18 protein-coding genes and 1 tRNA gene are annotated in these 24762 nt (G+C 72.3%); 5 read left to right on the top strand and 14 right to left on the bottom strand.

Translation table 11 applies throughout. From position 1 onward, the window contains the following. Positions 1-63: 63 nt before the first annotated feature. Complete coding sequence (locus J8G10_RS18290) at positions 64-1413, top strand: acyltransferase family protein (protein ID WP_251448443.1); 1350 nt, start codon at positions 64-66, stop codon at positions 1411-1413. On the opposite strand, the gene proS is transcribed toward J8G10_RS18290, so the two are convergent. Continuing rightward, positions 1407-2825, bottom strand: a complete 1419-nt coding sequence (gene proS, locus J8G10_RS18285; protein WP_251448441.1) for a proline--tRNA ligase — start codon at positions 2823-2825, stop codon at positions 1407-1409. The two genes, J8G10_RS18290 and proS, sit on opposite strands and share 7 nt — an antisense overlap. A 78-nt stretch (positions 2826-2903) precedes the next feature. After that, positions 2904-2976, bottom strand: a tRNA-Glu gene (locus J8G10_RS18280). A gap of 128 nt (positions 2977-3104) precedes the next feature. Here J8G10_RS18280 and J8G10_RS18275 point away from each other — a divergent pair. Continuing rightward, positions 3105-3743, top strand: a complete 639-nt coding sequence (locus J8G10_RS18275; RefSeq protein ID WP_251448439.1) for an MBL fold metallo-hydrolase — start codon at positions 3105-3107, stop codon at positions 3741-3743. Between the two features lie 53 nt (positions 3744-3796). Here J8G10_RS18275 and J8G10_RS18270 read toward each other — a convergent pair whose 3' ends face one another. Continuing rightward, positions 3797-4972: a cation:proton antiporter gene (locus J8G10_RS18270; protein ID WP_251448437.1), complete on the bottom strand. Its 1176-nt coding sequence runs from the start codon at positions 4970-4972 to the stop codon at positions 3797-3799. A gap of 63 nt (positions 4973-5035) precedes the next feature. Beyond that, positions 5036-7531, bottom strand: coding sequence for an aminopeptidase N (gene pepN, locus J8G10_RS18265; RefSeq protein ID WP_251448435.1), 2496 nt, complete (start codon positions 7529-7531; stop codon positions 5036-5038). A gap of 55 nt (positions 7532-7586) precedes the next feature. Between pepN and J8G10_RS18260 the strand changes: the two genes are divergently transcribed. Continuing rightward, positions 7587-8084 (top strand): YbaK/EbsC family protein, encoded by a 498-nt coding sequence (locus tag J8G10_RS18260; RefSeq protein WP_251448433.1) that lies wholly within the window; start codon positions 7587-7589, stop codon positions 8082-8084. 78 nt (positions 8085-8162) lie between these two features. Beyond that, on the top strand, positions 8163-9317 hold the full coding sequence (locus tag J8G10_RS18255) for an acyltransferase (RefSeq protein ID WP_251448431.1): 1155 nt from the start codon (positions 8163-8165) through the stop codon (positions 9315-9317). Between the two features lie 45 nt (positions 9318-9362). On the opposite strand, the gene J8G10_RS18250 is transcribed toward J8G10_RS18255, so the two are convergent. From J8G10_RS18250 to J8G10_RS18205, 10 genes are all read right to left on the bottom strand, one after another. Then, the gene (locus J8G10_RS18250) at positions 9363-11801 is read right to left on the bottom strand and encodes an HAD-IC family P-type ATPase (RefSeq protein WP_251448429.1); all 2439 of its coding nucleotides are present in this window, start codon (positions 11799-11801) and stop codon (positions 9363-9365) included. Positions 11802-11806: 5 nt separating this feature from the next. Continuing rightward, positions 11807-12661, bottom strand: a complete 855-nt coding sequence (locus tag J8G10_RS18245; protein WP_251448426.1) for an SDR family NAD(P)-dependent oxidoreductase — start codon at positions 12659-12661, stop codon at positions 11807-11809. 42 nt (positions 12662-12703) lie between these two features. Continuing rightward, on the bottom strand, positions 12704-14023 hold the full coding sequence (locus tag J8G10_RS18240) for an MFS transporter (RefSeq protein WP_251448422.1): 1320 nt from the start codon (positions 14021-14023) through the stop codon (positions 12704-12706). Beyond that, positions 14020-14607: a helix-turn-helix domain-containing protein gene (locus tag J8G10_RS18235; RefSeq protein ID WP_251448419.1), complete on the bottom strand. Its 588-nt coding sequence runs from the start codon at positions 14605-14607 to the stop codon at positions 14020-14022. The genes J8G10_RS18240 and J8G10_RS18235 overlap by 4 nt, the downstream gene beginning before the upstream one ends. Positions 14608-14688: 81 nt before the next feature. Further along, positions 14689-15393, bottom strand: a complete 705-nt coding sequence (locus J8G10_RS18230) for an ABC transporter ATP-binding protein (protein ID WP_251448416.1) — start codon at positions 15391-15393, stop codon at positions 14689-14691. Continuing rightward, complete coding sequence (locus J8G10_RS18225) at positions 15390-16325, bottom strand: ABC transporter ATP-binding protein (protein ID WP_251448413.1); 936 nt, start codon at positions 16323-16325, stop codon at positions 15390-15392. The genes J8G10_RS18230 and J8G10_RS18225 overlap by 4 nt, the downstream gene beginning before the upstream one ends. Positions 16326-16381: 56 nt before the next feature. After that, positions 16382-19039 (bottom strand): FtsX-like permease family protein, encoded by a 2658-nt coding sequence (locus J8G10_RS18220; protein ID WP_251448410.1) that lies wholly within the window; start codon positions 19037-19039, stop codon positions 16382-16384. Next, positions 19036-21387 (bottom strand): hypothetical protein, encoded by a 2352-nt coding sequence (locus J8G10_RS18215; protein WP_251448407.1) that lies wholly within the window; start codon positions 21385-21387, stop codon positions 19036-19038. Before J8G10_RS18215 ends, J8G10_RS18220 begins: the two co-directional genes overlap by 4 nt. Positions 21388-21510: 123 nt before the next feature. Beyond that, positions 21511-22779, bottom strand: a complete 1269-nt coding sequence (locus J8G10_RS18210) for an MFS transporter (RefSeq protein WP_251448478.1) — start codon at positions 22777-22779, stop codon at positions 21511-21513. Between the two features lie 73 nt (positions 22780-22852). Further along, positions 22853-24058: a PLP-dependent aspartate aminotransferase family protein gene (locus J8G10_RS18205; protein ID WP_251448404.1), complete on the bottom strand. Its 1206-nt coding sequence runs from the start codon at positions 24056-24058 to the stop codon at positions 22853-22855. Positions 24059-24172: 114 nt separating this feature from the next. Here J8G10_RS18205 and J8G10_RS18200 point away from each other — a divergent pair, with 114 nt between their 5' ends. Beyond that, a complete protein-coding gene (locus tag J8G10_RS18200; protein WP_251448401.1) occupies positions 24173-24649 on the top strand; it encodes an Lrp/AsnC family transcriptional regulator in 477 nt (158 codons plus the stop codon). Positions 24650-24762 lie beyond the last annotated feature (113 nt).

Below are 24762 nucleotides of genomic sequence, written 5' to 3'. Positions count from 1 at the left end.
TGAGTTGTGCACGCCGCCGGTCGATGCCGAACGCGACAAGAGGTCGCCACTAGGGTCATCGACATGAGCAGCGCCGCCGTCTCCTCCGCCCGCGCCGTCCCCGCGGGGCGCGACCTGACCCTCGACCTGACGCGAGTCGCGTGCGTGGTCCTCGTCGTCTTCGTGCACATCCTCTTCACGGGCGTCGGCCGTCGCGCCGACGGGAGTCTCCTCATCGAGCGCACCGTGGAAGGGCAGAGCTGGTTCGACGCCGCATCGTGGATCCTGAACATCATGCCGCTGTTCTTCGTCGTCGGCGGCTACTCCGCGCGAGCGGGCTGGCGCTCGGCACAGGCGCGCGGAGAGGACGCAGTCGGCTTCGTGCGCCTGCGCCTCGTGCGACTGGCGCACCCCCCGCTCCCCGTCTTCGTGTTCTTCACGGCGGCACTCGGCGCCGCCCGACTGCTCGGAATCGATCCGGGGCTCGTCGACACCGTGGCGATCGGCATCGGATCCCCGTTGTGGTTCCTCGCCGCGTATCTGCTCGTGCAGGCCCTCGCACCCTGGATGATCGGGCTCCATTCCCGATACGGCATACGCGTGCCGGCAGTGCTGCTGCTCGGAGCGCTCGCGACCGACGCCCTGCGCTTCGTCGTCGCCGGCGGAGTGCTCGGGATCCCGCACGTGCCCGCGACGGGCTACGGCATCGGGAGCGAGTTGTTCGGACTGCCCAACGTGGCATTCGTGTGGCTGTTCGCCCAGCAGATCGGCTTCTTCCTCTTCGACGGCTGGTTCGCGCGGCGTCGCGCCCGGCAGCTGCTCGGACTCATCGTTCTCGGCTATCTCTGCGTCTGGGGCCTGGTGTCGCTCGGCGGCTACTCCGGGAACATGCTGAGCAACCAGTGGCCGCCGACCGCGCCGCTCGCGATCCTCGCCGTGGTGCAGGCCGCGGCGCTCGCACTCCTGAACCGCCCGCTCACCGCGCTCATGCGCACCCGTGCCGCGCAGAGCGCCGTGCTGCTGATCGGCTCCCGGTTGATGACGGTGTACCTGTGGCACCTGCCGATGATCATGGTGCTCACCGGGGTGGAGCTGGTTCTCCCGTTCCCGATGCCGGCACCGGGGTCAGCGCTGTGGTGGTGGACCCGTGTGCCGTTCCTCCTGGTCGTGCTCGCCGCCGTCTGGGTGCTGTCCCTGTGGCTGGGGCGCTATGAACGGGCGCCGAGGATGGGCGATGCTCCGACGGCCCCCGTCCTCGCTCTCGCGGTCGCGCTGTTCCTGGCCCCGGTCCTCGCGATCACCGCCTACGGGCTGGACCTGCTCCTCGCGGCGTGCGCACTCGTCGCCACGATCGCCGCACTCGCACTCGTCGGCGCTGTCCCGCTCTCCCGCTCGGAGGCCGCGATCACCGCCAGGACGCGCCGCGGTCAGTAGGCGCGCGCGACGACCGCGACCAGGTCCTTCTCCGGCTCGTGCGGGCCGGGCAGGGAGCCGTCGCGGGTCTGCAGGCAGCGCACCGTGATAGCGTCCCGGTTCAGTTCCTTCTCGCCGGCCTCGCCGAGCGCGTCCCAGTCGATGAGGGCGAAGCCGCTGCGGGCGGCTTCGCGCGCCTCGTCGATGGTGGACACGCGTACGGTGCGGTCTGCGAGGCGCTCACGAGCAGCGGTGAACAGGTCGGCCTGGATCTCGTCGAGCAGCGCGGGCACACGCGTCGCAGCCTCCGTGACGGGCATCTGTCGCTTGCCCGCACGATCGCGGCGCGCGAACGTGAGCTGTCCGGCGTCGAGATCCCGCGGGCCGACCTCGATGCGCACCGGAACCCCCTTGAGCTCCCACTCGGTCGCGCGGCGGCCGAAGCCGGCCTGGGTGCGATCGTCGAGCTTCGCCCGCACCCCCGTGGCCATGAGGTCGGCGACGATCGTCCGTGCCGCCGCGACCGTCCGCTCGTCGTCCTTGACCACGATGACGACGACCTGGTGCGGCGCGATGCGCGGCGGCAGGACGAGCCCGGAGGCGTCTCCGTGCGACATGATGAGCCCGCCCATCATGCGGGTGGACGAGCCCCACGACGTGGTCCAGGCCGTCTGCGCGACGCCCTCCGCGTCCGAGAAGGTGATGCCGAACGCGTTCGCGAAGTTCTGCCCCAGCTCGTGCGAGGTCGCCATCTGCAGAGCCTTGCCGTCGCCCATCATGGCCTCGCAGGTCATGGTGTTGATCGCGCCTGCGAAGCGCTCGGACGGAGTCTTGATGCCCGGAAGCACGGGGATGGCCAGCACGGTCTCCAGGAAGTCCTTGTAGACGTCCAGATGGATGCGGCGTGCGTATTCGGCGGCGTCCTCCCGCGTGGCGTGCGCCGTGTGCCCCTCCTGCCAGAGGAACTCTGTGGTGCGCAGGAAGACCCGCGGGCGCATCTCCCAGCGGACGACGTTGGCCCACTGGTTCAGCAGCATGGGCAGATCGCGATGAGACTGGATCCATTTCGCCATGACCTCGCCGAACAGGGTCTCGCTGGTCGGGCGGACGACGACCGGCTCGGTCAGCTCCTTGCCCCCGGCGTGCGTCACCACGGCCAGTTCTGGGCTGAAGCCCTCGACGTGCTGGGCCTCGCGCTCCAGATAGGACTGCGGGATGAACAGCGGAAGATAGACGTTCTCCGCGCCCGTCGCCTTGATGCGCGCGTCCATGGCGGACTGCATCCCCTCCCACATCGCGTAGGAGTACGGTCGCATCACCATCGTGCCGCGCACCGGCCCGTTGTCCGCCAGCTGCGCCTTCTCGAGCACGTCCTGGTACCACTGCGGGAAATCGTTCTCGATCGACGCGAGAATGCTCTGTCGTTCAGCCACGTCTCGAGGATACCGACGCGAACGGATCCGCAGACGACGAAAGCCCTCGGCGAACCGAGGGCTTTCGTGTGCTGTCTGTGACCCCAGCGGGATTCGAACCCGCGTTACCGCCGTGAGAGGGCGGCGTACTAGGCCGCTATACGATGGGGCCGTCTTTGCGATCCGTTTCCGTCTCGCGACAACCGTTCAAGTATGACATGACGCGCAGCACCCGCCAAATCGGGGCCGGTCGATCACGATCCCCGGGAGTGTCGCGTCGCGCGGGATTACGCTCGGACCATGCGCATCACCAAGCATGAGCACGCGGCTCTCCGCGTCGAGGACCATGGGCAGACCCTCCTCATCGACCCCGGCAGCTTCACCCTGCCACTGGACGAGCTGCAGCACCTCGTCGGCGTGGTCATCACCCACGAGCACCCCGACCACTGGACGCCGGATCACCTGGATCGGATCCTGCGCGACGCGCCGGGGACGCCGATCTTCGCCCCGGCCGGCGTGGTCCGGTCCGCACCCGGATACGAGATCACCGAGGTCGCTCCCGGCGACACCGTGACCGCGGGCGACTTCACCCTGCGGTTCTTCGGCGGGGTGCACGCCGAGATCCACTCGTCGATCCCGCTCATCGACAACGTCGGCGTGCTCGTCGACGACGAGCTCTACTACCCCGGCGATTCCTACGCGATCCCCGAGGGCGTCGATGTGCAGACCCTTGCCGCCCCGCTCGGGGCGCCGTGGCTGAAGATCGGCGATGCGATCGACTTCGTGCTCGCCGTCGCGCCGCGCCGCGCCTTCGGCACGCACGACATGACGCTCTCGGTGATCGGGTCGAACATGCACCGCTCGCGGCTGAAGTGGGCGACCGAGGAGCACGGCGGAGAGTTCTTCGAGCTGGACCCCGGCGACGACCTCGAGACCTGACGCGACGGGTCGCCCGCATCCGCGAACCGCGGCCATGGTGACGGCCGTGGGCGTCACCCCGTCGGGGTGACCGCGGGCGTCGTCCCGGGAGGATCCGCCGGATCGGTCCGCGACCGACGGGACACCGCGGCGACGGCCGCCGTGGACGACACCACCGCGACGAGCGCGCCCAGGAGGATGGCGGCGCCTTCCCCGGGCAGCAGCGTCGACGTCTCCACCCCCAGGGCCACCGCCGCCACGGGAACGCCGAGCTGGCCCGCCGAGGCGACCGTCTGCGGCCACGGCAGCCCTGCCGCGCGGGCGATCAGGTGCGCGAGCACGGCCGCGGCGCCGAGCGCGAGACCGAGGAGGATCATCTGCGGATGCGCGGCGAGGTGTCGCAGATCGATCGACGCGCCGAGCCAGACGAAGAACAGCGGGCCGAAGAAGCCCTCGGTCATTCCGAAGAGCTGCCGGGCCAGCCTCCGCGGCTGACCGACCGCGGCGAGCACGAGCCCGAGCGTGAACCCCGCCATCATCACCGACACGTGCGTGAACTGCGCGATCCCCGCCAGGGCGAAAAGGGCGAGCAGGCTGAACCGCAGCTCGAGCGCGAAGCGCCGCGACTCCGACACCGCGTGCAGCAGATGCAGCCGGCGCGGGCCTATGCGGCGCAGCACGACCACGAGCACGACCCCGGCGGCGGCGATCCCCACTCCGCCGAGCGCCACCAGGGGCACCCGCGAGGGCTGCAGCACGAGCGGCAGGGCGAGGATGCACGCGACGTCGGCGATCGCGATCTGGGCGACCAGCTGCGCGGCCGAGGCCGCGGCGATCCCCATCGACTGCAGCATCGGCAGCACGAGCGCCGCGGAGGAGGATGCGATCAGCACGGTGTAGACGGCACCGTGCTGATTGCCGAACAGCAGCGCGACGCCGATGCCGAGGGCCGCGGCGACCAGGGCCACGAGGAGCGCGCCCAGCGCCCCGCGTCCGATCGCGGAGCGCACAGCACGGTCGAGCACCGGGATGTGCGAGCCGATCACGAGCATGATCAGCCCGAAGCCGATCTGCGCGAGCAGGGTCAGCGTCGGCTCGCTCGCATCCACCCAGCCGAAGCCGCTGGCGCCGACCACGAGGCCGGCGAGCAGCTCCCCCGCGATCAGCGGCACCCGCCAGGCGCGTCGCGCGGACAGCAGGGGGCCCGCCAGACCCACCAGCACGAGGAGCGCGAGCGTCGCGAACGTCATGCGCTCACTCTAGGACCGCCCCCGGGCCCCCGATCCCTGCGCGCGCCGCGCCGCCCGTGGCGGTCAGCCCACGCGTGCTCCCTGCAGCTCCCGCACGCGGATGGCGCGCTGCTGGTGATCGCGCTGTTCGAGCACGATCCGCCGCAGCGCGGCCGGAGCCTGCGGATGCGACTCGAGCCAGGCGTCGACCAGTTCGGTCGTCTCGGTGTCCGGATACAGGCCGATCACGAGGCGGCGCGCGATCTCGATCGAGCGCTCGGCCCATGCGGACTCGATGCGGGTGAAGTACTCCTCGTCGAACGTCTCCACGAGGTCGCGGCGCCCTCCGGCGCCGAACCCGCGGATCGTCGCATCGAGATGGTCGTTCGTGAGCGTGAGGTCGCTCCAGGCCGCTCGCCAGTCGGCCGCCCGCACGAGCGCGTTCGGGGTGGAGGCGGCGGCGGCGAGCGCGGCGGTGCGTCCGCTCGCGGTGTGGTCGCGCAAGTGCTCCTCGGTGATCTCCTCGGCCCCGGCGTGCCCGGTGGCGACGAGCGCGGTCAGGAGCTCCCAGCGCAGGTCCGCATCCATCGGGAGACCGCGCGGACCGGCTCCGATGAGCAGCGAGGAGACGTCGAGCCGGCGGGAGTCGTCGAAGGATGCGGCGGCGGCGAAGGCCCGCGCCCAGATGAGCTGGGCGTCGCTGCCGGCCTCCGCCTTCCCGAGCGCCTGCCACGTCGCGTCGAGCCAGGCCCGGCGGGCGCCGGCGCGCTCGGCATCGGGCAGATAGTGGCCGATCGCCGTCGCCGCGTTCAGCACCGCGCCGCCGAGAAGTGCGCTGTCGGTCTCAGCCGGCGCATGGGCCTCGACGATGGCGAGGTAGCGGGCCACGCCGAGCTCGCCGTCCCTGGTGGCGTTCCACAGCGCCGACCAGACCAGGCCGCGGGCCAGCGGATCTCCGAGCGAGGACAGCCCGCGCTCGGCGGCGTCGAGCGACCGGTCGTCGAGGCGGGCCTTGGCGTAGGTGAGGTCGCCGTCGTTGAGGAGGACGAGGTCGGCATCCGGGAGCACGACGGCGGTGCGCTCGTCGGCGATGTCGACGGGGACGTGCCGCCGCAGCACGAGCCGGCCGTCCTCGAGGCCGTAGAGCCCGATCTGGAGCCGGTGCGGGCGGGGGTCGGTCTGGACCAGGACGGCGCCCTCGCCGTCGCCCCGCTCCATGCTCAGCGTGCTCATCCCGGTCGTCTGCAGCCACGCCTGCGCCCACGCGCGCATGTCGCGCCCCGACGCGCGCTCCAGTTCGACGAGCAGGTCCTCCAGCGTGGTGTTGCCGTAGGCGTGCCGGGCGAAGTAGCGCCGGGCGCCGTCGAAGAAGGCCTCCTCCCCGACGAACGCGACGAGCTGCTTGAGCACCGCGGCGCCCTTGGCGTAGGTGATGCCGTCGAAGTTCAGCTTCGCGGCCTCGAGATCGGCGATGTCGGCGACGATCGGGTGGGTGCTGGGCAGCTGGTCCTGCGTGTACGCCCAGGCCTTGCGGCGGTTCGCGAAGGCGACCCAGGCATCGGTGAACTCGGTCGCGGCGACGGAGGCATGGGCTCCCATGTAGTCGGCGAACGACTCCTTGAGCCACAGGTCGTCCCACCAGCGCATCGTCACGAGGTCGCCGAACCACATGTGGGCCATCTCGTGCAGGATCGTGTTCGCGCGAGCCTGGCGCTGCGCGCGCGTCGCGGCACCCCGGTAGAGATAGGACTCCGTGAAGGTCACCAGCCCGGGGTTCTCCATGGCGCCGATGTTGTACTCCGGCACGAAGATCTGGTCGTACTTGCCCCAGGGATAGGGGAACGCGAACGCCTCCGCGAAGAAGTCCAGCCCCTGCCTCGTGATCTCCAGGATCTCCACGGCGGCGAGGTGCTCCGCCATTGAGGCGCGGCTCAGCACGGAGAGCGGCACCACCAGGTCGTCGCGGCGCCACTCGGAGGTCACCCGCACATAGGGTCCGGCCGCCACGCAGACGAGATAGCTGGAGAGCGGCCGCGTCGGCGCGAACTCGACGGTCTGCACGTCGCCCTCGACCTGCACCGACGCGGCGGACTGATTGGCCAGCACCTCCCACCCCGCGAGCGCGGTCACGGAGACTGTCAGCGGCGCCTTCATATCCGGCTGCTCGAAGCACGCCATGAACCGGCGCGCATCGGCGGGCTCGTCGTGCGTGTAGAGGTACGTGTTCCCGTCCACCGGGTCGACGAAGCGGTGCAGTCCCTCCCCGGAGCGGCTGTAGGCGCCCGTCGCACGGATCACCACGACGTTGTGCGCCGCGAGGCCCGCGAGCCGGATGCGCGCACCGTCCCACTCGACCTCCTGGGGCGCGTCGTTGAGCAGGACCTCGCTCACGTCCTCGCCGAGGAAGTCGACCCACGTCTCGTCCGCCGTCGCGTCGAACTCCAGCGTGCTCGCCGTCGGGAATCCGGTGACCCCCGGGTCTGCGGCACCGGTCACGTCGAGCTCGAGCCGGGTACGGAGCAGGGTGATCCCCGCAGAGCGCGCGGCGGTCTCGGTCCGGGTGAGGTTCGCGGAGGTCATGGATCCATCGTTCCATGTTCCGCACCCCTGTCGGGCGCTGTGCGAGCATGGTCGCATGACCGAGCAGCAGACGAGCGCGCCCCTCCCCGAACGCAGCCGGATCGTGCAGCAGCACGTGCACGCCGCGGGACTGGCGTCGCAGGTGCGCGAGCTGCCGGATTCGGCCCGCACCGCCGCACAGGCCGCCGCGGCCCTGGGCTGCGAGGTGGGAGCGATCGGATCCAGTCTGCTCTTCCTCGCCGACGGAGAGCCGCTGCTCGTGATGACGAGCGGACGGCACCGCGTCGACGTCGACCTGCTGACCGCCGCGGTCGGGGCCGGCGCCGTCGCGATGGCGCCCGCCGCCACGGTGCGCGAGGTGACCGGACAGGCCATCGGCGGCGTGGCGCCGGTCGGACATCCGGCCCGCGTGCGCACGGTCATCGACGAGGCGCTGCGCGACTACGACGTCGTCTGGACCGCCGGCGGCACGCCCCACACCGTGATGCCGCTGAGCTTCGACGAGCTGGTGACGCTCACCGGTGGCGAGGTCATCGTGGTCGCGGGCGACTGAACCACACGACTCGCCTTTTCGCAAGCCCCCAGGCGCGATCCAGGAGACGTCCAGACTCCGTGCCTACCGTGAAACGGGATGTCACAGAACGGTAACAGGATCAGTTCTCTCGACGGCCTCCGCGGCCTCGCGGCGGGGATCGTCCTCCTCCATCACGCCTCCTTGATCGCGCAGCCGTGGCTCGACCCGGCCGGCTGGGCGATGCTCACGCAGTCTCCGCTGAAGCTCCTGCTCGCCGGATCCGAGGCGGTCATGGTCTTCTTCGTGCTCTCCGGCCTCGTCGTCGCACTGCCCGCCCTGCGCTCCGGCTTCTCCTGGGCGCGCTACTTCCCGGCGCGCCTGTTCCGCCTGTACCTGCCGGTGATCGCCGCCCTCGGCGCCGCGACGCTGCTCGTCCAGCTGGTTCCCCGAGACGCCACGACGATGCCGGAGGACTCCTGGATGCAGGATGCACAGGCCACCAGCGTCTCGGCCGGAGACGTGCTCTCCCAGATGACGCTGCTGCGCTCCGACTACCCGATCGACAATGTGCTCTGGTCGCTGCGCTGGGAGCTCTTCTTCTCGCTGCTGCTGCCGCTCTACGTCTGGGTCGCGCTGCGGGTCCGGCGCTTCGTCCTCCCCGTCGCCGTGCTGACCGTCGTGCTGATGTTCGTGGGGCGCACCACCGGCAACTCCGCGCTCGCCTACCTGCCGGTGTTCCTGCTCGGCACCCTCATCGCGGTGCGCCTCCCCCAGCTGCGGGAGCTCGCGCACAACCCGCGGGCGACCCGTGCCCTCCCCTGGATCGCCGTCGCCGCCTGCGCGATGCTCATCGCCAGTTGGCTCGCACGCCCGCTCACCGCGGGCACGATCGCCGCCGATGTGCTCTGGGCGCTCGCCGGCGCCGGAGCGGCGCTGCTCGTGATCCTCGCCGTGATCTGGCCGCGCGCCCAGCGCGCGCTGAGCGTCCGGCCGATGCAGTGGCTGGGCCGGGTGTCGTTCAGCCTCTATCTCGTGCACGCGCCGATCCTGGCCACGCTCTGCTACCTGCTCGGCGCCGGGCAGTGGTGGCTGGCCTGTCTGCTGGGCGTGCCCCTCAGCCTCGCCGTCGCCGCGCTGTTCCACGCCCTCGTCGAGCGCCGGTCCCAGGAACTCGCGAGCCGAGCCGGATCCATCGGCGCGGCGCTCGCCGAGCGCGTGCAGATCCGCCGGATCGGCACCGCCCGGCGGATCGCGCTGGCCAGGGCGCGATGAGCGGCGGATCCGGACTCCACGCCACAGACGCCGCCGTCGCCCGGCTCAGCCCGCCGCGGCCTCGCGGCGCTGGCGGCCCCGGGTGACCGCGGCGTACACGGCGCGGAGCACCGCTCGCGCGGCGTAGCGCACGCCGATGCCGGCCGCGCCGAACGCGCACCCGATCAGGACGGCACGGGGGTCGTGCAGATCGACGTCGAACAGGCGGGATCCGAACGGGGTGAGGATGACCACGAGCATCCCCCCGATCATGGCTCCGACCAGTCCGATCTTCCACGGCCGGAACGGTCGCGCCACGGTGATCAGCACGAAGAACGCGACGATGATCAGCGCGAGGAACGCCGTGGACGAGGTGAGCACGCGCAGGTCGTGCCCGGTGCCGAGCACCGCGCGCGCGGTGAGGTACGCCCCGTAGGACGCGAGCGCGGCGCCGATGCCGCCCGGGACGGCCGCGTCCAGCACCCGGCGCACGAACCCGTCCTGTGCCCGGGCCGTGTTGGGCGCGAGCGCGAGGAAGAAGGCGGGGATGCCGATGGTGAACCAGGCGATGAGGGTCACATGCCGCGGAAGGAAGGGGAACGGCACCGCCGTGACGGCGACGAGCAGCGCCAGCAGGATCGAGTACAGCGTCTTGGTGAGGAACAGCGTCGCGACGCGTTCGATGTTGCCGATCACGCGGCGCCCCTCGGCGACGACGTGCGGCAGGGTGGCGAACGAGTTGTCCAGCAGCACGATGCGCGACACGGCCCGCGCCGCGGGCGAGCCGGAGCCCATCGCCACGCCCACGTCGGCATCCTTGAGCGCGAGCACGTCGTTGACGCCGTCGCCGGTCATCGCGACGACGCGCCCGTCGGCCTGCAGCGCATGCACCATCGCGCGCTTCTGCGTCGGGGTGACGCGGCCGAACGCGGTGCGGGTCTGCACCTCCGCATCGAACCGCGCGGACTCGGGATCCAGGGTTCGAGCGTCGACGGCATCGCGACCGTTCGGGACTCCGGCCTCCGCCGCGATCGCGCCGACGGCGGCCGCGTTGTCACCGGAGATCACCTTGATGTCGACGTCCTGCTCGGCGAAGTAGGCGATGGCCCCGGGCGCCTCGACGCGCAGCCGCTGATCCAGCACCACGAGAGCGGTGGCGACGAGGCCGTCGGGCAGACCGTCGCCCGCCGCGGCGGGATCGGGCAGCGCCGCATCGCTGCGGGCGAGCGCGAGGACGCGCAGCCCATCCGACGCGAGCGCATCGGAGCGCATGCGCACGGGATGCCCGGGCGGGAGCAGGACGTCGGGTGCGCCGAGCACCCAGGTCTCCACACATCCCGCACCGGTGCCGGTGCACTGCACCGCCGCCCATTTTCGGGCCGAGGAGAACGCAACCGAGGTCTGCACCGCGAGCGCCGGCGCCGTGGCGACATGCTCCAGGATCGCGGCCATGCTCGCGTTGGGCTTGCCCTCGGCCCGGCCGATCGCGGCCAGCGCCGCCTCGATCCGGTCGTCTGCGACTCCCAGCGGCTCCACCGACCCCACCCGCATGCCGTCCTCGGTGAGGGTGCCGGTCTTGTCCGTGCACACCACGTCGACGCGGGCGAGCTGCTCGATCGCCGGCAGGTCCTGCACCAGGCAGTTGCGCCGCCCCAGCCGGATCACGCCGACGGCCATCGCCACGCTCGTCATGAGCACCAGCCCCTCGGGAACCATGGGCACGAGGGCGGCCACGAGGCCGCGCACGGCGTTGCGCCAGTCCTCCGCATGACCCCAGATCTGGTTCACGATCGTGAGCACGCCGACGGGGATGAGCGCCCAGGTGACGTACTTGAGGATCTGGTCGATCCCGGCGCGCAGCTGCGAACTCGGCTTCCGGAACTCGGAGGCCTCCTTGGCGAGACGCGCGGCGTAGGCGTGCTCGCCGACGGCGGTCGCACGGAAGGCCGCCGATCCGGCGGCCACGAAGCTGCCGGACTTGAGCTCGTAGCCGACGCCGGCGAGCACGGGCTCCGACTCCCCGGTGAGCAGCGACTCGTCGACCTCGAAACCGGTGGCGTCCAGGACGACGCCGTCCACGGGGATCTGGTCCCCCGCGGCGACCAGCACGACGTCGTCGAGGACCACCTGCTCCACGTCGACCTCGGCGACTCCCGTGGCCCGCTCGACGCGGGCCGGCGCCTTGCTCAGCAGCGCCAGCCGATCCAGCGTGCGCTTGGCGCGCACCTCCTGCACCATGCCGACGACGCTGTTCACGATGATCAGCAGCCCGAAGAGGCCGTCGATGAAGTATCCGGTGCCGAGGATCAGCAGGAGCATCACGAGGTAGATGCCGTTCACCCGGGTGAAGGCGTTCGCACGGAAGATCTCGCCGAAGCTGCGACTCGTCCGCGCTGCGATGACGTTCGCCTCACCGCGTGCGTGACGCTCGGCGACCTCCGCTGCGGTCAGAGGGGCGCGGCCGACGGCGACGCTCCCGGTGCCGGATCCGGCCGGGTCCGTCATCCCCGTCACGCCGGCCGGTCGGTCGCGATCCAGGGCGCCGTGAATGCGCGGACCCGGGATCCGTCGTGGTCGGCGAGCGAGACTCCCACGAACGCCGTCGCCGCCTCGGAGCTCTGCCAGCGGAACCGCACCTCCTCGGAGAGCGCGGCCGCGGCGATCGCCGCCCCGGCGTCGGCGGCCGACTGCGCGTTCGCGAACGCCCCCGCGGTGCGGGAGGCGTACGCCTGCAGCAGTTCCCCGTATGCGCCGGCGTCCGTGGGCCGGACCGCGTTCTGCACGAAATCGCTCGCGACCGCGGCCGGCTCGATGACCCGCACGTGCACGCCGAACCGCTCGGCGACGGCGGCCAGCGACTGCATGAACCCCTCGACGGCGAACTTCGCCCCGCAGTACGCGTCGGCGAAGGGCTGGCCGACGGCGCCGCCGACGCTGGTCACGGTGAGGATCGTGCCGCGCCCGCGCTCGCGCATGCCGGGGAGCACGAGCTTGGCGAGGTGCACCGGCGCGAAGTAGTTGACCTCCGCCTGCGCGCGGATCTGGTCCATGGACAGCTGCTCGGCGGTGCCGACCCCGCCCTGCCCCGCATTGTTGACGAGCACGTCGACACCGCCGAACTCGGCCGTGAGCTCCTCGACGAGCCGTGCCGCGGCGGCGTGATCGGTGACGTCGAGTGCGCGGACCTCCAGGGCCACCCCCGCAGCGTCGGCCGCGGTCCGGAGCCGATCGGATCGGCCGGTGTCGCGCATCGTCGCGATCACCCGAGCGCCGGCTTTCGCGAGCTCCACGGCGGCGTACATCCCCATGCCGGACGACGTCCCCGTCACCAGCGCCACTTCCCCGTCCCGGCTGATTTCGCTCATGCGCTCACCTTAACAGCGCGCCATCTGCCCGCGCTGGAGGAATCAGGCCGGATCCACGACGCCCGACCGGCCCCGCCGACCGGGGGCCCGCTCCTGGCGGAGCGCGGGCAGGTAGCACAGGGCGCCGAGGACGCTGAACGCCCCCGCGACGACGGTCGCCCACCCCGCCGACGTGGCACCCGCGACCGCGGTGAGCACCAGCAGCCCGATGCTGTAGGCACCGCCGGAGACCATCGAGTTGAGCGACAGGATGGTCGCGCGCGTCGACCGGTCCGCCTCGCGGTGCAGCAGCGCCGCGTGCATGGGCCCGGCGGAGCCGTGCGCGAGATAGGTGAGGCCGTACCCGATGAGCAGCCCGACCACGCCGGAGGCGAGTCCCATGAGCACGACGAAGGCGCCGTTCAGGATCCGGCTGAGGATCGCCGTCCACGCCACACCGATCACGCCGCTCACCCGGCTCGCCAGGAGCGAGCCGACGGCGAACAGGCCCCAGGCGGCGGCGGAGGCGGGCCCGAAGACCGCTGCCGCGGCGTCCTCCCCGCCGAGGAACCCCTCCAGCTGCAGCGGCGTCAGCGTCTCGAAACCGATCATCGCCACCGACCAGAACACCTCGACCAGGACGAGCCCGGCGAGGACGCGGGACCGCACCGCCCGACGCACCCCTTCGACGACCGTCCGCGGCGTCTGCCGTGCGGCGTCGGCCATGACGGCGAGCGGCCGGACCGGCGCGTCGGTGCGCTCCGTGACGTCGTGCACCAGGATCACGACGAGCACCGTGTAGAGGATGTACAGCCCGATGGCCACGAGCATGGGCAGGATCAACGCGGACACCGCCCCCATCGGATGCCAGGCCACGAGGAGACCGCCGAGCAGTGCGCCCGCCGCGATCGCCACCCCGAGGGCGGTGCCGGCGCGCGCGAGAGGATGCGCGACCTCCGCCGCCGGGTCGTGCTCGTGCACGACATCGACGAACCAGGCCTCGAGCGAACCCGAGTCGAGCACGCGGAACACGCCCTGCAGCAGCAGCGATACCGCGAACAGCGCGTACGAGTCGGCGAGCAGGAACAGGATGCTGGCCGCGATCGCGAGCACTCCCGATGCGGCCAGCACGGGCCGACGTCCGAGGGTGTCGGAGAGCGCGCCGGTCGGGAGCTCCAAGGCGAGTGCGACGAACCCCTGGATCGCCAGGATCGAGCCGATCGCGGCGATCGACATCCCCCGCTCCAGGGGCAGCAGGACCGTGAGCCCGAGCGTGACGCCGACGGGCAGCCAACGCAGCGCGGTGAGCAGCAGCAGACGGCGCTCGGCCGCCGCGATCGACCGCGCCGCTCCCGCCTCCGACGGAGAGTCCTCCGCGTTCATGGCTGCGCCGGCGGGTCAAGGTCGACGGGGGTGCTCTGCACGACGAGCTGCACCCGTCGCGCCGAGGGATCCCCTTCGCCGATGCGGCGGTACTTCTCGGTCAGCGCATCGAGTTCTGCCTGGAACGCGGCGAGCTGGTCCGCGGTCACCGTGAGCAGCGTGTCGCCGAACCCGAGCTGGTCGACCCACTCGGCGGGCCAGGCCGCCTCGGCGTCGAGCCACTGCTCGGTGCGCAGCGCGTACTGCCGCACGTAGTCTCGTCGCAGCCAGCCGAGCGCGGTCTGCGCGTCCTCGTCGTCGGAGAAATCGGAGTTGCTCCAGGAGTGGAAGTCGGTGCTGGCCCGCCAGACCCGCCTCTTCCCCGCTCCCGCGCCGGTGTCCGTCACGAGGCCGACGTCTTCGAGGGCGCGGAGGTGATAGCTCGTCGCTCCGGTGTTGGTGCTCAGTGCGGCGGCGAGCTCGGTCGCCGTCGCCGGGCCGTGCATGCGCAGCCAGCCGAGGATCCTCGAGCGCAGCGGATGCGCGAGGACGCGCACGGCGCGCTCGTCGAGCCGCATTCCGACGGGGTGTTCCGGGTTCTCCATGGCCTCATGATTGCATGCACAGAATCTATGCACAAGTATTCTGCACAGGATTCCCGGCCATGCCGGACGCGCCGATGAGCCTCAGTGCCGCCCCGTTCTGGCGGCGAGCGCACGAGCACCCAGCTCTCGCAGCGCGCCGTCGTGGAGATCCAGGACCCGGTCTGCGCGCGTGAGCATCGCGGGGTCGTGCGTGGCGACGATCGCCGCCGTGCCGCGCTCGTGCACGAGACCGGCGATGAGATCCATGATCTGGGCACCCGTCTCGCTGTCGAGCTGCGCCGTCGGCTCGTCGGCGATCAGCACGGCCGGATCCATCACCAGTGCACGGGCGATGCCGACCCGCTGCTGCTGGCCGCCGGAGAGCTCGGACGGACGCTGGCGAGCGTGCTCTGCCAGCCCCACGGCCGTCAGAGCCCGCGCCACGCGCTGCTCGCGCTCCGCGACCGGCGTGCGACGGATGCGCAGCGGCACCTCGACGTTCTCCGCCGCCGAGAGCACGGGAAGCAGACCCGAGGTCTGGAAGATCGACGCGATCCGCTCTCCGAGCACGTGGCCCGTATCGCCGTCGGCGAGATCCCGGCCGTCCAACAGGACGCGCCCCGAGGTCGGGCGATCGAGCCCGCCCAGCATCGTGAGCAGCGTGGTCTTTCCGGATCCCGACCTCCCGGTCACCACCACGAGCTCGCCGGCGGACAGGGCGAGATCGACGTCGCGGACCGCCGTGACGTCGCCTCCGGGCGCCGCGAACACCCGGGTCAGCGCGTCGGCGCGCAGCACTTCGGTCATGTTCGCTCCGTCCCCTCCGCGCCCTCCGCGTCCTCCGGCGGATCGGATGCCTCGGGGGTCGACGCACCGGACGCGACCCGCACATGATCCGTCTCGAGGGTGAGACGCACCCGGTCGCGCAGCTCGAGCGCGGTCACGAACTCCCCCGGCAGCTGCATGCGCCCCGCCCGGTCCAGCACCGCGAACTCCTGCGCGACCCGTACCTCCCGGCCCTCGTCATCCGTCCGTGTGCTGCGCAGGGTCTCGGTCGACGTGCGGCCGTCGCGGATCCGGACCGTGCGATCCACGTGCTCCGACACCATCGGGTCGTGCGTGACGATGAGCGTCGTCACACCGTGCTCGGTGTTGACGGCCTTCATCGCGTCCAGCACATCTGCCGTGGTCCGCTCGTCCAGCTCGCCGGTGGGCTCGTCGGCCAGCAGCACGCGGGGCTCGTTCGCGAGCGCGACCGCGATCGCGACGCGCTGCTTCTGCCCTCCGCTCAGCTGCCCGGGGCGCTGCTCCGCGACGTCCGCGACGTCGAGAAGCTCGAGCAGCTCCCGCGCACGGGCGGCTCGCGACCCCGCAGGGATCACCTGCGCGACGCCGTGCGCCAGGGCGATGTTCTCCCGCGCGGTGAGATACGGCAGCAGATTGCGCCCGGACTGCTGCCAGACGAAGCCGACGCTGCGGCGTCGGTAGCGCAGCCGCTCGGCCGCGCGCATCGTGGCGAGGTCGTGGCCGGCGACGCGCGCACTTCCCGCCGTCGGCGCGTCCAGCCCCGCCAGGATGCCCAGCAGCGTCGATTTCCCCGAGCCCGAGGCGCCGACCAGCGCAACCATCTCGCCCGCCTGCACCCGCAGATCGAGCCCCTGCAGCGCCTGCACCTCGATCCCCTTCGCGGTGAAGATGCGCACGAGTCCCTCGCAGGCGATGTCGATGTCGGCGCTCATCCCGTCCCTTCCTCTCCTGTCATCGTCTCCTCTTCCCCTACAGCCCGCACCCCGGTTTAGCTCTCATCGTCGGCGACCCGGATCGCGTCGGCGCTGTGCACCCTCGTCGCGGCCGCCGCCGCGAGCAGCACGGCGGTCCCCGTGACCAGCACGAAGCCGATCACGGCCACCGTGAGCCACCCGAGAGGCATGCTCAGCGCGGGCGCGATCGATCCGCCCGTGAAACCGCGCAGATCCAGGGAACCCAGCACCAGCCAGGACATCGCCAGCCCGCACCCCACGCCGATCGGCACGGCGACCAGGAGCGCGGGGCCGACCTCCCACGCCACGAGCGGCAGTTCTCGGCGGCGCGGATAGCCCACCGCGCGCAGCAGCGCGAGCAGTCGCGCACGGGCGGCGGAGCCCAGCAGCAGCGTCTGCATGATGGCGAGCGTCAGCAGCACCGCCACGAGGACGGACGCCGCCACCAGCGCGATGCGCAGCGCCGATGTCGCCGGGTCTGCCGCGGCCTGGGCGACGATGTCCTGCGTGGTCGTCACGGTCGCCGTGGTGCCGAGCCGCGCGCCGACCGCCCGGGCGACGGACGAAGGATCCCGCCCCGAGCCCACCGCGACGAAGAGCCTCGAGACGAGCGGTGCGGAGACCCCGATCCGGTCGAGGTTCGCACGATCGACGATCACCCACTTCTCTGCAGCGCCGAACGGCGTGGGCTGCGCGGTGCGCCCGATCACCCGCACCTCGTGTCCGTTCACCGAGAGCGCGTCACCGAACTGCGCGAGCAGCGCCTCGGACGCCACGACGGGAACCGCGTCGCCGGCCGTCGTCTTCAACGACGCGGGCAGCGGGAGAGCCCCGTCGGCTCCCTGCTGCACGCGGACGAACGCGTCGCGATCGACCGCGTAGACCCGCACCCGGTCCTGAGCCTTGGCGGAGGAGCCCTGTCCGATCTCGTCGGCGTCCAGCGTCGCGATCGCGGCGACCCCGGGCAGCGTCCGCACGGCGTCGACCTGCTCGTCCTCGATGACCGGCATCGACACGGCGACGTCGGCTCCGGTCATGTCACGAGCGGTGCGCGCGATGCCGTCCGACACGGTCGCCGAGAAGGACACCGAGAACACCGCCACCGCGACCCCGATCACGGCGGCGAGGGCCGGCGCCGTCCGCAGCGCCGCGTCGCGGAGCGCGCGTGCCGGGCCGAGCAGCGCGATCAGGCCCGTGCGCCGTGCCGCGGACCGGTGCAGCCTGTCCAGCAGCAGCGGGAGCAGTCGCCGCGCGAGCACGGTGCCCGCGCCGCACACCAGCACGGGGACTGCGAGCAGCACCGGATCCACGCGGAGCGAGGGGCCGCGCCCGAGCAGGATCGCGGCGACGACGATCGCGAGCGCGATCACCGCGACCTCCGGCAGCACCCGCCGCCACGGGCGTCGCGCCGTATCGCCGTCCCGGGTCTCGGCGCGGGACAGCCTGCGCACAACGGCGAGCGGCACGGTTCCCGCCGGGATCAGCGCGAGCGCGGTCATGACGAGCACCGCGGGCGGATCGGGAGTCCGGCCCGCGAGGACCGCCCCGATCGTGCCGCCGAGCACGGCGCCGAGTGCGCCGAGCACCAGCGCCTCGCCGCCGAGCACGAGGATCAGCATGAGCCGCGACGCTCCGCGCGCGCGGGCGAGCGCCGCGGCGCGGGAACGGCGCAGCGCGACCTGGCCCCCCGCCAGCGTCAGCATCACGGCCGCCACCGCCAGCGGCCCGACGGACGCGACCGCGACCGCGGCCACGAGCGCGTCGCCCCGTGCCCGTCCTGCGTCGATCGCATCCGGGACCGGCGTGCGGAACGACAGCCCGCGGTCGAAGAAGTCGCCGCCGGCCACGAGATGCATCGGATTCGCCAGGAACAGCCGCAGCTGGCTGCTCACCGTCGCGGCATCCCCGGCGTCGATCGACCCCGTCCGCACCGGGATCCAGGAGAAGGTCGTCGTCTCGATGGCCCGGCGGCCCAGCACTCCTGCCTCCTCGGGCGCGAGGAATGCGAAGGTCTGCAGGATGATGTCGCCCGCCGGGCTGTACCGGATCGCCGGCGTACGGGCGCCCACGAGGATGTCCCAATCGAGATCGGTCCTCGGCCGGGGCTCGACGAGCCCGACCAGCGTGACCCCCAGGTCCTGCCGATGGCGGACCTCCCCGACCCTCCAGTCCAGGCGGCGCGCGGAGTCGGCGGTAAGCACGACCTCGATCCCCTGGGCCGGATCCGTGACCCGGGGATACCTGCCGCTCACGAGGGTGCTGCGCTCCTCGATCCCCGGATCCATCGCGAGCTGCACGAAATGCAGGGGCACCGTGCGGTCGGTCGAGAGCGCGGATCCGCCCCACAGGCCGACCACCCGCGGCTCTGCCAGCACGTCCCGCAGCGGGGACGGCTGCCGCTCGCGGGTCTCCTCGGCCGCCGCCAGCAGGCCAGGCCAGACATCCGACCTCGGTCCGTCTTCCGCGCTCACGCCGGGGATGCCGGACTGCGTCGCGGTGAGCGTGCGCCCGACCGCGGGGGTCTCCTCGATCTGGTGCTGCACGGTCGCCGTGCGCGCCCGATCGATGAGCGGAGGCACGAGTGCGGCGACGAGGCTCAGCGCGGCGACCGCGAGCACCAGGAACGCCGACAGCAGCGGCGCGGTGAGGACCGTGCGCAGGACCACTGTCGCAGAGCGGGGGTGACGGGTCATGCGCCGATCCCCCACATCACCGGCAGCACCGCCGCGGTCACGAGCAGTCCCGCGGCGACGCCGCCGAGCACCCCGGCGAGGGCGATGCCGAGCACCTCGCCGACGCGCGCGGTGCGCTGTCTCGCCGCAGTCAGTCCGAGCGCCCGCAACGCGACGCGCTCCTCCGTGCGCCGGCTGCGATCGACGGCGACCGCGACGGCGAAGCCGAGCGCCCCGAGCAGCGCGGCGCCGAGTGCGCCGACGACGAGCACGAGCACGGATGCGTCGGTGACGGGGGCGACGCTCACCGACCGCGCCGTCAGGATCGTGACGGGGTCCGTCGCTCGCGCCCGGATGGCTTCGGCGACCGCAGCCGGATCCGAGGCGGCGATCCACAGCCCGTTCGCGGTGATCCCGTCCGCCGCCCGGAGCGCAGAGGCACGCTCGGCGAGGATGCCGAAGCCGGATCCGATACCGGGGAGAGCGGCGACGACGGCGACGACGTCCATGTCGACGGGAACGCCCTCCGGGCGCAGCGTCGCCGTGAAGCGCGTTCCCGCCCGTGCTCCCAGTCGGTCCGCGAGCGTCTGCGTGACCGCGATCGGTAGTGCTCCGGTGTCGCGGTGGAGGGCGGCCGGAACACCGGCGGGCAACGTCAGGGCGGTCGAGTCCGCCGCCACGAACGCGACCGTGTCCGCGCCGACCTCGGCGTCCCTGCCGAGCACCTCGGTGGCGCGCGCGACCGACGGCAGCCGCGCGGCCTCGCCCGCGCTGAGCGGCGGTGCGCTCTGCACCCCGGCTGTCGCCCTCACATCCAGCCCGAGTCCCGCGCGCACTGCGGCGCGATCGGCCTGCGCAGCGAGCGGGCCGGCGCCGACGGCGAGCGTGACGGAGCCCGCGGCCAGCGCGGCGCAGAGGATCGCCACGGCCGTCGCCCCGGCCCGGCGGGCGATCTGGCGCAACGGAAGCACGGGAACGATCCCGCGCCCTCGTCGCGCCACCCGCTCCGCGAGTGTTGCGATCAGCACCGCGAGCACCGGCACGAGCAGCGCGAGCGCGAGCAGCGCCGCGGCGCCGGACGCCGAGGCCACCGGGTCCGCCCTGCCGCCGGCGTCGAGCACGCCGCCCTGAGCGAAGAGCTGCCAGAGGGCGAACCCCGCCACCAGCGCCGCGAGGAACGCAGGCAGCAGCAGGGCGACCGCCATTCCACGGCCGGCGTCCGCACGGGTCGCCGCGGCGGTCGCCGAATCGCGCGCCGCGGCGACCGCCGCGGCCACGACGGCGGTGAGCACGGTCGACACGGCCACCACAAGGGTCGTCGACGAGAACGGACCCCACGGCAGCAGCAGGAGCAGCGCGGCGACGACGCCGACGCCGGACGCGCCCCCGGCCTCGACGGCCGCGCCGCCGGCGAGGTCCCGCACCGCCGCGCCGCGCGCCCGCAGCAACCGCAGTTCGTCCCGTCGGCCGGACGCGAGCGCGGCGAGGATCACGATCAGCGCGATCGCACCGAGCAGCACGATGATCGCGGTCGGCACGGTCATCGTGCCGCGGGTGACGGTGACGGCCCGGGTCGCGCGATCGAGCAGCGCAGCGAGACCACCGGAGACCGTGGTGTTGGAGCGGTTGTCCGGGTCCACGGATGCGGCGAGTCCTTGCAGCCGGACGAGCCCTGCGCGATACGCGTCGAGGCGGCCGGCGGTGAGCACCGTGGGCCGGATGGTCCAGGTCACCGACGGCGTGGTGGAAAGCCGCCCCAGGGTGTCGTCGGTGACGAGCACGGGCCCGGCCGCCCCTCCGGAATCCCCCGAGGCCACCGCGGGATCGCCTGCCCACACGGGGTCGGCGGGGTCGTTCGCGGTCCAGATCCCCACGACGGAGACCTCCGCGGCCGCGCCCGCCGGGTCGGCGCCGAGTGCGATCCGATCCCCGACGCGCCAGCCGCGCCGCTCGGCGGCGGCCGCGAGCACCGCCGCCTCGCCCGCGCGCGACGGCCAGGCACCGTCGACGAGCGAACCCCGCTCCATCGCGTCGGAGCCGCTCATGGCCTGCATCGCATCCGGATTGCCGAGCGAGATGCCGCTCACCGCCAGCCGGGCCACGGCGACCGGAGCCGCGCCGAACGCCTCGGCGATCGCCGAGCGCACGGCGCGGTCCTGCGCGCCGGCGTCCTCCGACTGGAGCGCGGTGACGGTCGCGACCTGCGTTCCGGGCTCGGCGCGACCGGCCATCGTCCGCAGCCCGTCGTCCACGAGCCGTGCCGACAGCACCTCCATCCCGCCGACGCCGAGCACGACCAGGAGCGCGGAGAGCATGACGAGCAGGAGCCGCGCGGTCTGCTGCCGCGCCCGTCTCACCGCAAACGTCATCGTCCTCGCCCGTGTCACCGCTGTATCGCGCTCACCGCCGGATCGGCACCGATCTGAACAAACGCGCTCCTCCCATCCTGGAGGGGGCGCGCCGGAGCCGCAATGACGGCCTCGGGCGGGCGCTCAGCGCGTCTCCGCCTCGGCGACGTCCTCCTCGACCGCGACCCCGTTGGCCGATGCGGGCACCCGGCGCTCGAGAGCGAAGGCCAGCAGGCAGATGAGCACCGAGCCGACCACCATCGTCACGATGAACCAGGTCTGCCGGCCCTCGCCGAGGAGCAGACCCGCCGCGATCGGCCCGGCGATGGCGCCGCCCTGGAACGCGGCCGCGTTGATCGCGTTGTAGCGCCCCCGGCTGCGATCGGACGCGAGGTCGTTGTAGATCGCGGGGACCGTGGGCTGCAGCATCGTCTCGCCGAACGCGAACACCCCCATGAACAGCAGCACCCCGATGGCCGCCGCGAGCGACTTCGGCAGCAGCCCCGTGAGCCCCAGCAGCACCCACGAGAGCCCCCAGACCAGGGTCATGATCTGCATGACCCTGGTGCGCCGGTGTCCACGGATGAGCTTCAGCACGGCGAACTGCAGCAGCACGATGACGGCGGTGTTGACGGCGAAGGAGAACCCGATCACCTGCGTGGAGACGCCGGACACCTGTCGCGCGAAGGCCGGGAAGCCGCCCTCCATCTGCCCGTAGCCGATGAACACCGCCAGGAAGGTGAGCAGCGTCAGCCACAGCACCGCCGGTCGTCGCAGGATCTGCCGGTACCCCTCCGCCGGCTCCTCGTGCGGCTGGGCCGGATCCGCATGCGTGCGCACATGCCGCAGCGGTCCGAGCAGCAGGGCCATGGGGATGAGGGAGCTCGCGGCGTCGATGAGGAAGATCGCGGTGAAGGTCTCCGGGCGGTGGACGTCGATGAAGAAGCCGCCGACGATGCCGCCCACGCCGATGCCGAGGTTGACGAGCGCGAAGTTCACGCCGAAGTACTGCTGGCGGAGGTCTCCATCGACGATCGCCGCGATCACGGAGTTGAACCCGGGCCAGGAGACGCCGAAGTTCACGCCGATCAGCACGAGCGCGATCGCCGCGACCGCCGGTGTCGTCGCGAAGGCGAGCAGCGCGCACCCCGCGATCATCGCCATGAGCCCGGCCAGAAGCACCCGTCGTGCGCCGTAGCGGTCGATGAGGGTGCCTCCGGGGCCCGTCACGATCAGCCCGGTCACGGCGATGATGCTCATCAGCGCGCCCGAGACGCCCAGGTCGAAACCGCGCACCTCGTGCAGGTAGATGATCGTGAAGGGCAGGGTCAGCCCGCGGCCGAGGGTCTGGATCGCGACGGTCGACAGCAGCCAGCGGCCCTCGGTGGGCAGGGCGGTCCAGAACGTTCGCATACCGGTCACCGCACAAGTCTGCCCGAGGCCGCCGACATCGCTCGTCCGCGGTCCGATCCCGCCCGGGATCCGGTCAGGAGACCACGACCGCGACGCGGGCCAGAGCCCGGGCGAGATCTCCGATGAGGTCCTCCGGATCCTCCAGCCCGATCGACAGCCGCACGATGTCCGCGCCGGGGCGCGCCTCGGCGGCCACAGGCCGGTGGGTCAGCGCCGCCGGGTGCTGCACGAGCGAGTCCACGCCGCCCAGCGACACCGCGTGCGTGAACAGCCGCACGGAACCGGTGAAGGCCTCGGCGGCCGCATACCCTCCGCGCAGCCGCACCGCGATCATCGCTCCCCCGCCGCGCATCTGGCGCGGGATGAGACCGCGCTCATCCCCGATCCCGGGGTACCGCACCTCCGCCACGGCGGGGTGCTCGGCAAGCCATGCGACGACCTGTTCGGCGGAGCGCTGCTGGCGCTCCATCCGCACCGGCAGCGTCGCGAGCCCGCGGTGCAGGAGGTAGGCGCCGAGCGGATGCAGCAGCGCTCCGGTGATCGCCCTGACGCGTCGCAGCGCCTGCGCGGTCTGCTCCGAGCAGGCGATGACCCCGGCGATCACGTCGCCGTGCCCGCCGAGGTACTTGGTGGCGCTGTGCATCGACATCGCCGCGCCCAGGTCGAGAGGGTTCTGCAGCAGCGGCGTCGCGAAGGTGTTGTCGACGAGCACCGGCACCTCCCCCGCCTGAGCGACGACCGCCGCGATGTCGACCAGATCGAGGGTCGGATTGCCCGGGGTCTCCACCACGATCAGGCCGGTGTCGGGGCGCAGGTGCGCGTGCACCTCGCCCTCCGTGCAGAAGCTCGTCTCCGCGCCGAGCAGCCCGGAGTCGAGCAGATGGTCCGTGCCACCGTAGAGCGGGCGCACGGCGATGATGTGATGCTTGCCCGCCGCCGTCGTGTGCGAGAGGATCGCCGCTGTCATCGCCGCCATGCCGCTGGAGAAAGCGACCGCCGACTCGGCGTGCTCGAGCTCGGCGAGGCCCTCCTCGAACCGGGCGACCGTGGGGTTCCACAGCCGCGCGTACACGTTCCCTCCGTCCGGCAGCGGGTGCCCGCCGTTCGCCATCGACTCGTAGGAGTCGCCCCCGTGCTGGATGTCGGGGAGCGGGTTCGTGGTGGAGAGATCGATCGGCGCCGCATGCACGCCCAGAGCCGCCAGGTCGGCACGACCCGCGTGCACCGCGACGGTCGCAGGGTGCAGCGGGGTCTCGTTCAGGGAATCGTCATCGATCATGCTCCTCAGCATCCCTCCCCGCGCATCAGACTGCGACCCCCATTGCTGCAGACGCGTGTCTGGTCTGACATTCTTGCTGTCAGAGCAACGGTGCGCGCTCGGAAGGAGCGGATCTTGACCCCTGGACAGCAGACCGTCGATGCGCTCGACCTGCGCATCATCGCCGATCTGTCCGAACGCCCCGACACGCCGATCAAGGAGCTGGCGTCGAGGCTCGGCATCCCCGCCTCCACGTGCGCGTTCCGGCTGCGCTCCCTGCGGGCGCGCGGCGTGATCCTCGGACTGCGCCTCCTCCTGGATCCCGCGGCCCTGGGCCGGCCCGTGCAGGCCGTGATCCGGGTGCGGCTGGGCGCGCACAGCAAGGCGGGCGTCGAGACCCTGTTCGACGCCCTCGCCGCGACGGAAGGGGTGCTGCAGGTCTTCCACATCGCGGGCGCCGACGACTTCCTCGTGCACGTCGCGGTGGCCGACGCCGCCGCGCTCCGGGACATCGTGCTCGAGCGCATCACCGTGCACGCGGTCGTGCGTGCCACGGAGACGCAGCTCGTGTTCGAACGTCGCGAGGGCACCGGGCTCGTCGCGACGCCCTGAGGACCGACCCCGCCCTGGACCCGGCGACTGTACAACGCCCCGGACGTTCGGCACTCTGAGAAGTGGTCCCGGCTTCGGCCGCATCCCCGGGCCGCACGCTCACGCCAGAGAGG

Source organism: Microbacterium sp. USTB-Y, from assembly GCF_023703415.1.
GTDB lineage: Bacteria > Actinomycetota > Actinomycetes > Actinomycetales > Microbacteriaceae > Microbacterium.
This window is presented reverse-complemented; position numbering and strand designations above follow the sequence as displayed.

What these genes read in the sequence shown, in the direction of transcription:
- J8G10_RS18275 (WP_251448439.1), top strand. Translation starts at nt 3,105, where the DNA reads ATGCGCATCACCAAGCATGAGCACGCGGCTCTCCGCGTCGAGGACCAT.
- J8G10_RS18290 (WP_251448443.1), top strand. Translation starts at nt 64, where the DNA reads ATGAGCAGCGCCGCCGTCTCCTCCGCCCGCGCCGTCCCCGCGGGGCGC.
- J8G10_RS18260 (WP_251448433.1), top strand. Translation starts at nt 7,587, where the DNA reads ATGACCGAGCAGCAGACGAGCGCGCCCCTCCCCGAACGCAGCCGGATC.
- J8G10_RS18240 (WP_251448422.1), bottom strand. Translation starts at nt 14,023, where the DNA reads ATGAACGCGGAGGACTCTCCGTCGGAGGCGGGAGCGGCGCGGTCGATC.
- J8G10_RS18235 (WP_251448419.1), bottom strand. Translation starts at nt 14,607, where the DNA reads ATGGAGAACCCGGAACACCCCGTCGGAATGCGGCTCGACGAGCGCGCC.
- J8G10_RS18245 (WP_251448426.1), bottom strand. Translation starts at nt 12,661, where the DNA reads ATGAGCGAAATCAGCCGGGACGGGGAAGTGGCGCTGGTGACGGGGACG.
- J8G10_RS18230 (WP_251448416.1), bottom strand. Translation starts at nt 15,393, where the DNA reads ATGACCGAAGTGCTGCGCGCCGACGCGCTGACCCGGGTGTTCGCGGCG.
- J8G10_RS18270 (WP_251448437.1), bottom strand. Translation starts at nt 4,972, where the DNA reads ATGACGTTCGCGACGCTCGCGCTCCTCGTGCTGGTGGGTCTGGCGGGC.
- J8G10_RS18205 (WP_251448404.1), bottom strand. Translation starts at nt 24,058, where the DNA reads ATGATCGATGACGATTCCCTGAACGAGACCCCGCTGCACCCTGCGACC.
- J8G10_RS18220 (WP_251448410.1), bottom strand. Translation starts at nt 19,039, where the DNA reads ATGACCCGTCACCCCCGCTCTGCGACAGTGGTCCTGCGCACGGTCCTC.
- pepN (WP_251448435.1), bottom strand. Translation starts at nt 7,531, where the DNA reads ATGACCTCCGCGAACCTCACCCGGACCGAGACCGCCGCGCGCTCTGCG.
- J8G10_RS18215 (WP_251448407.1), bottom strand. Translation starts at nt 21,387, where the DNA reads ATGACGTTTGCGGTGAGACGGGCGCGGCAGCAGACCGCGCGGCTCCTG.
- J8G10_RS18250 (WP_251448429.1), bottom strand. Translation starts at nt 11,801, where the DNA reads ATGACGGACCCGGCCGGATCCGGCACCGGGAGCGTCGCCGTCGGCCGC.
- J8G10_RS18225 (WP_251448413.1), bottom strand. Translation starts at nt 16,325, where the DNA reads ATGAGCGCCGACATCGACATCGCCTGCGAGGGACTCGTGCGCATCTTC.
- J8G10_RS18210 (WP_251448478.1), bottom strand. Translation starts at nt 22,779, where the DNA reads ATGCGAACGTTCTGGACCGCCCTGCCCACCGAGGGCCGCTGGCTGCTG.
- J8G10_RS18255 (WP_251448431.1), top strand. Translation starts at nt 8,163, where the DNA reads ATGTCACAGAACGGTAACAGGATCAGTTCTCTCGACGGCCTCCGCGGC.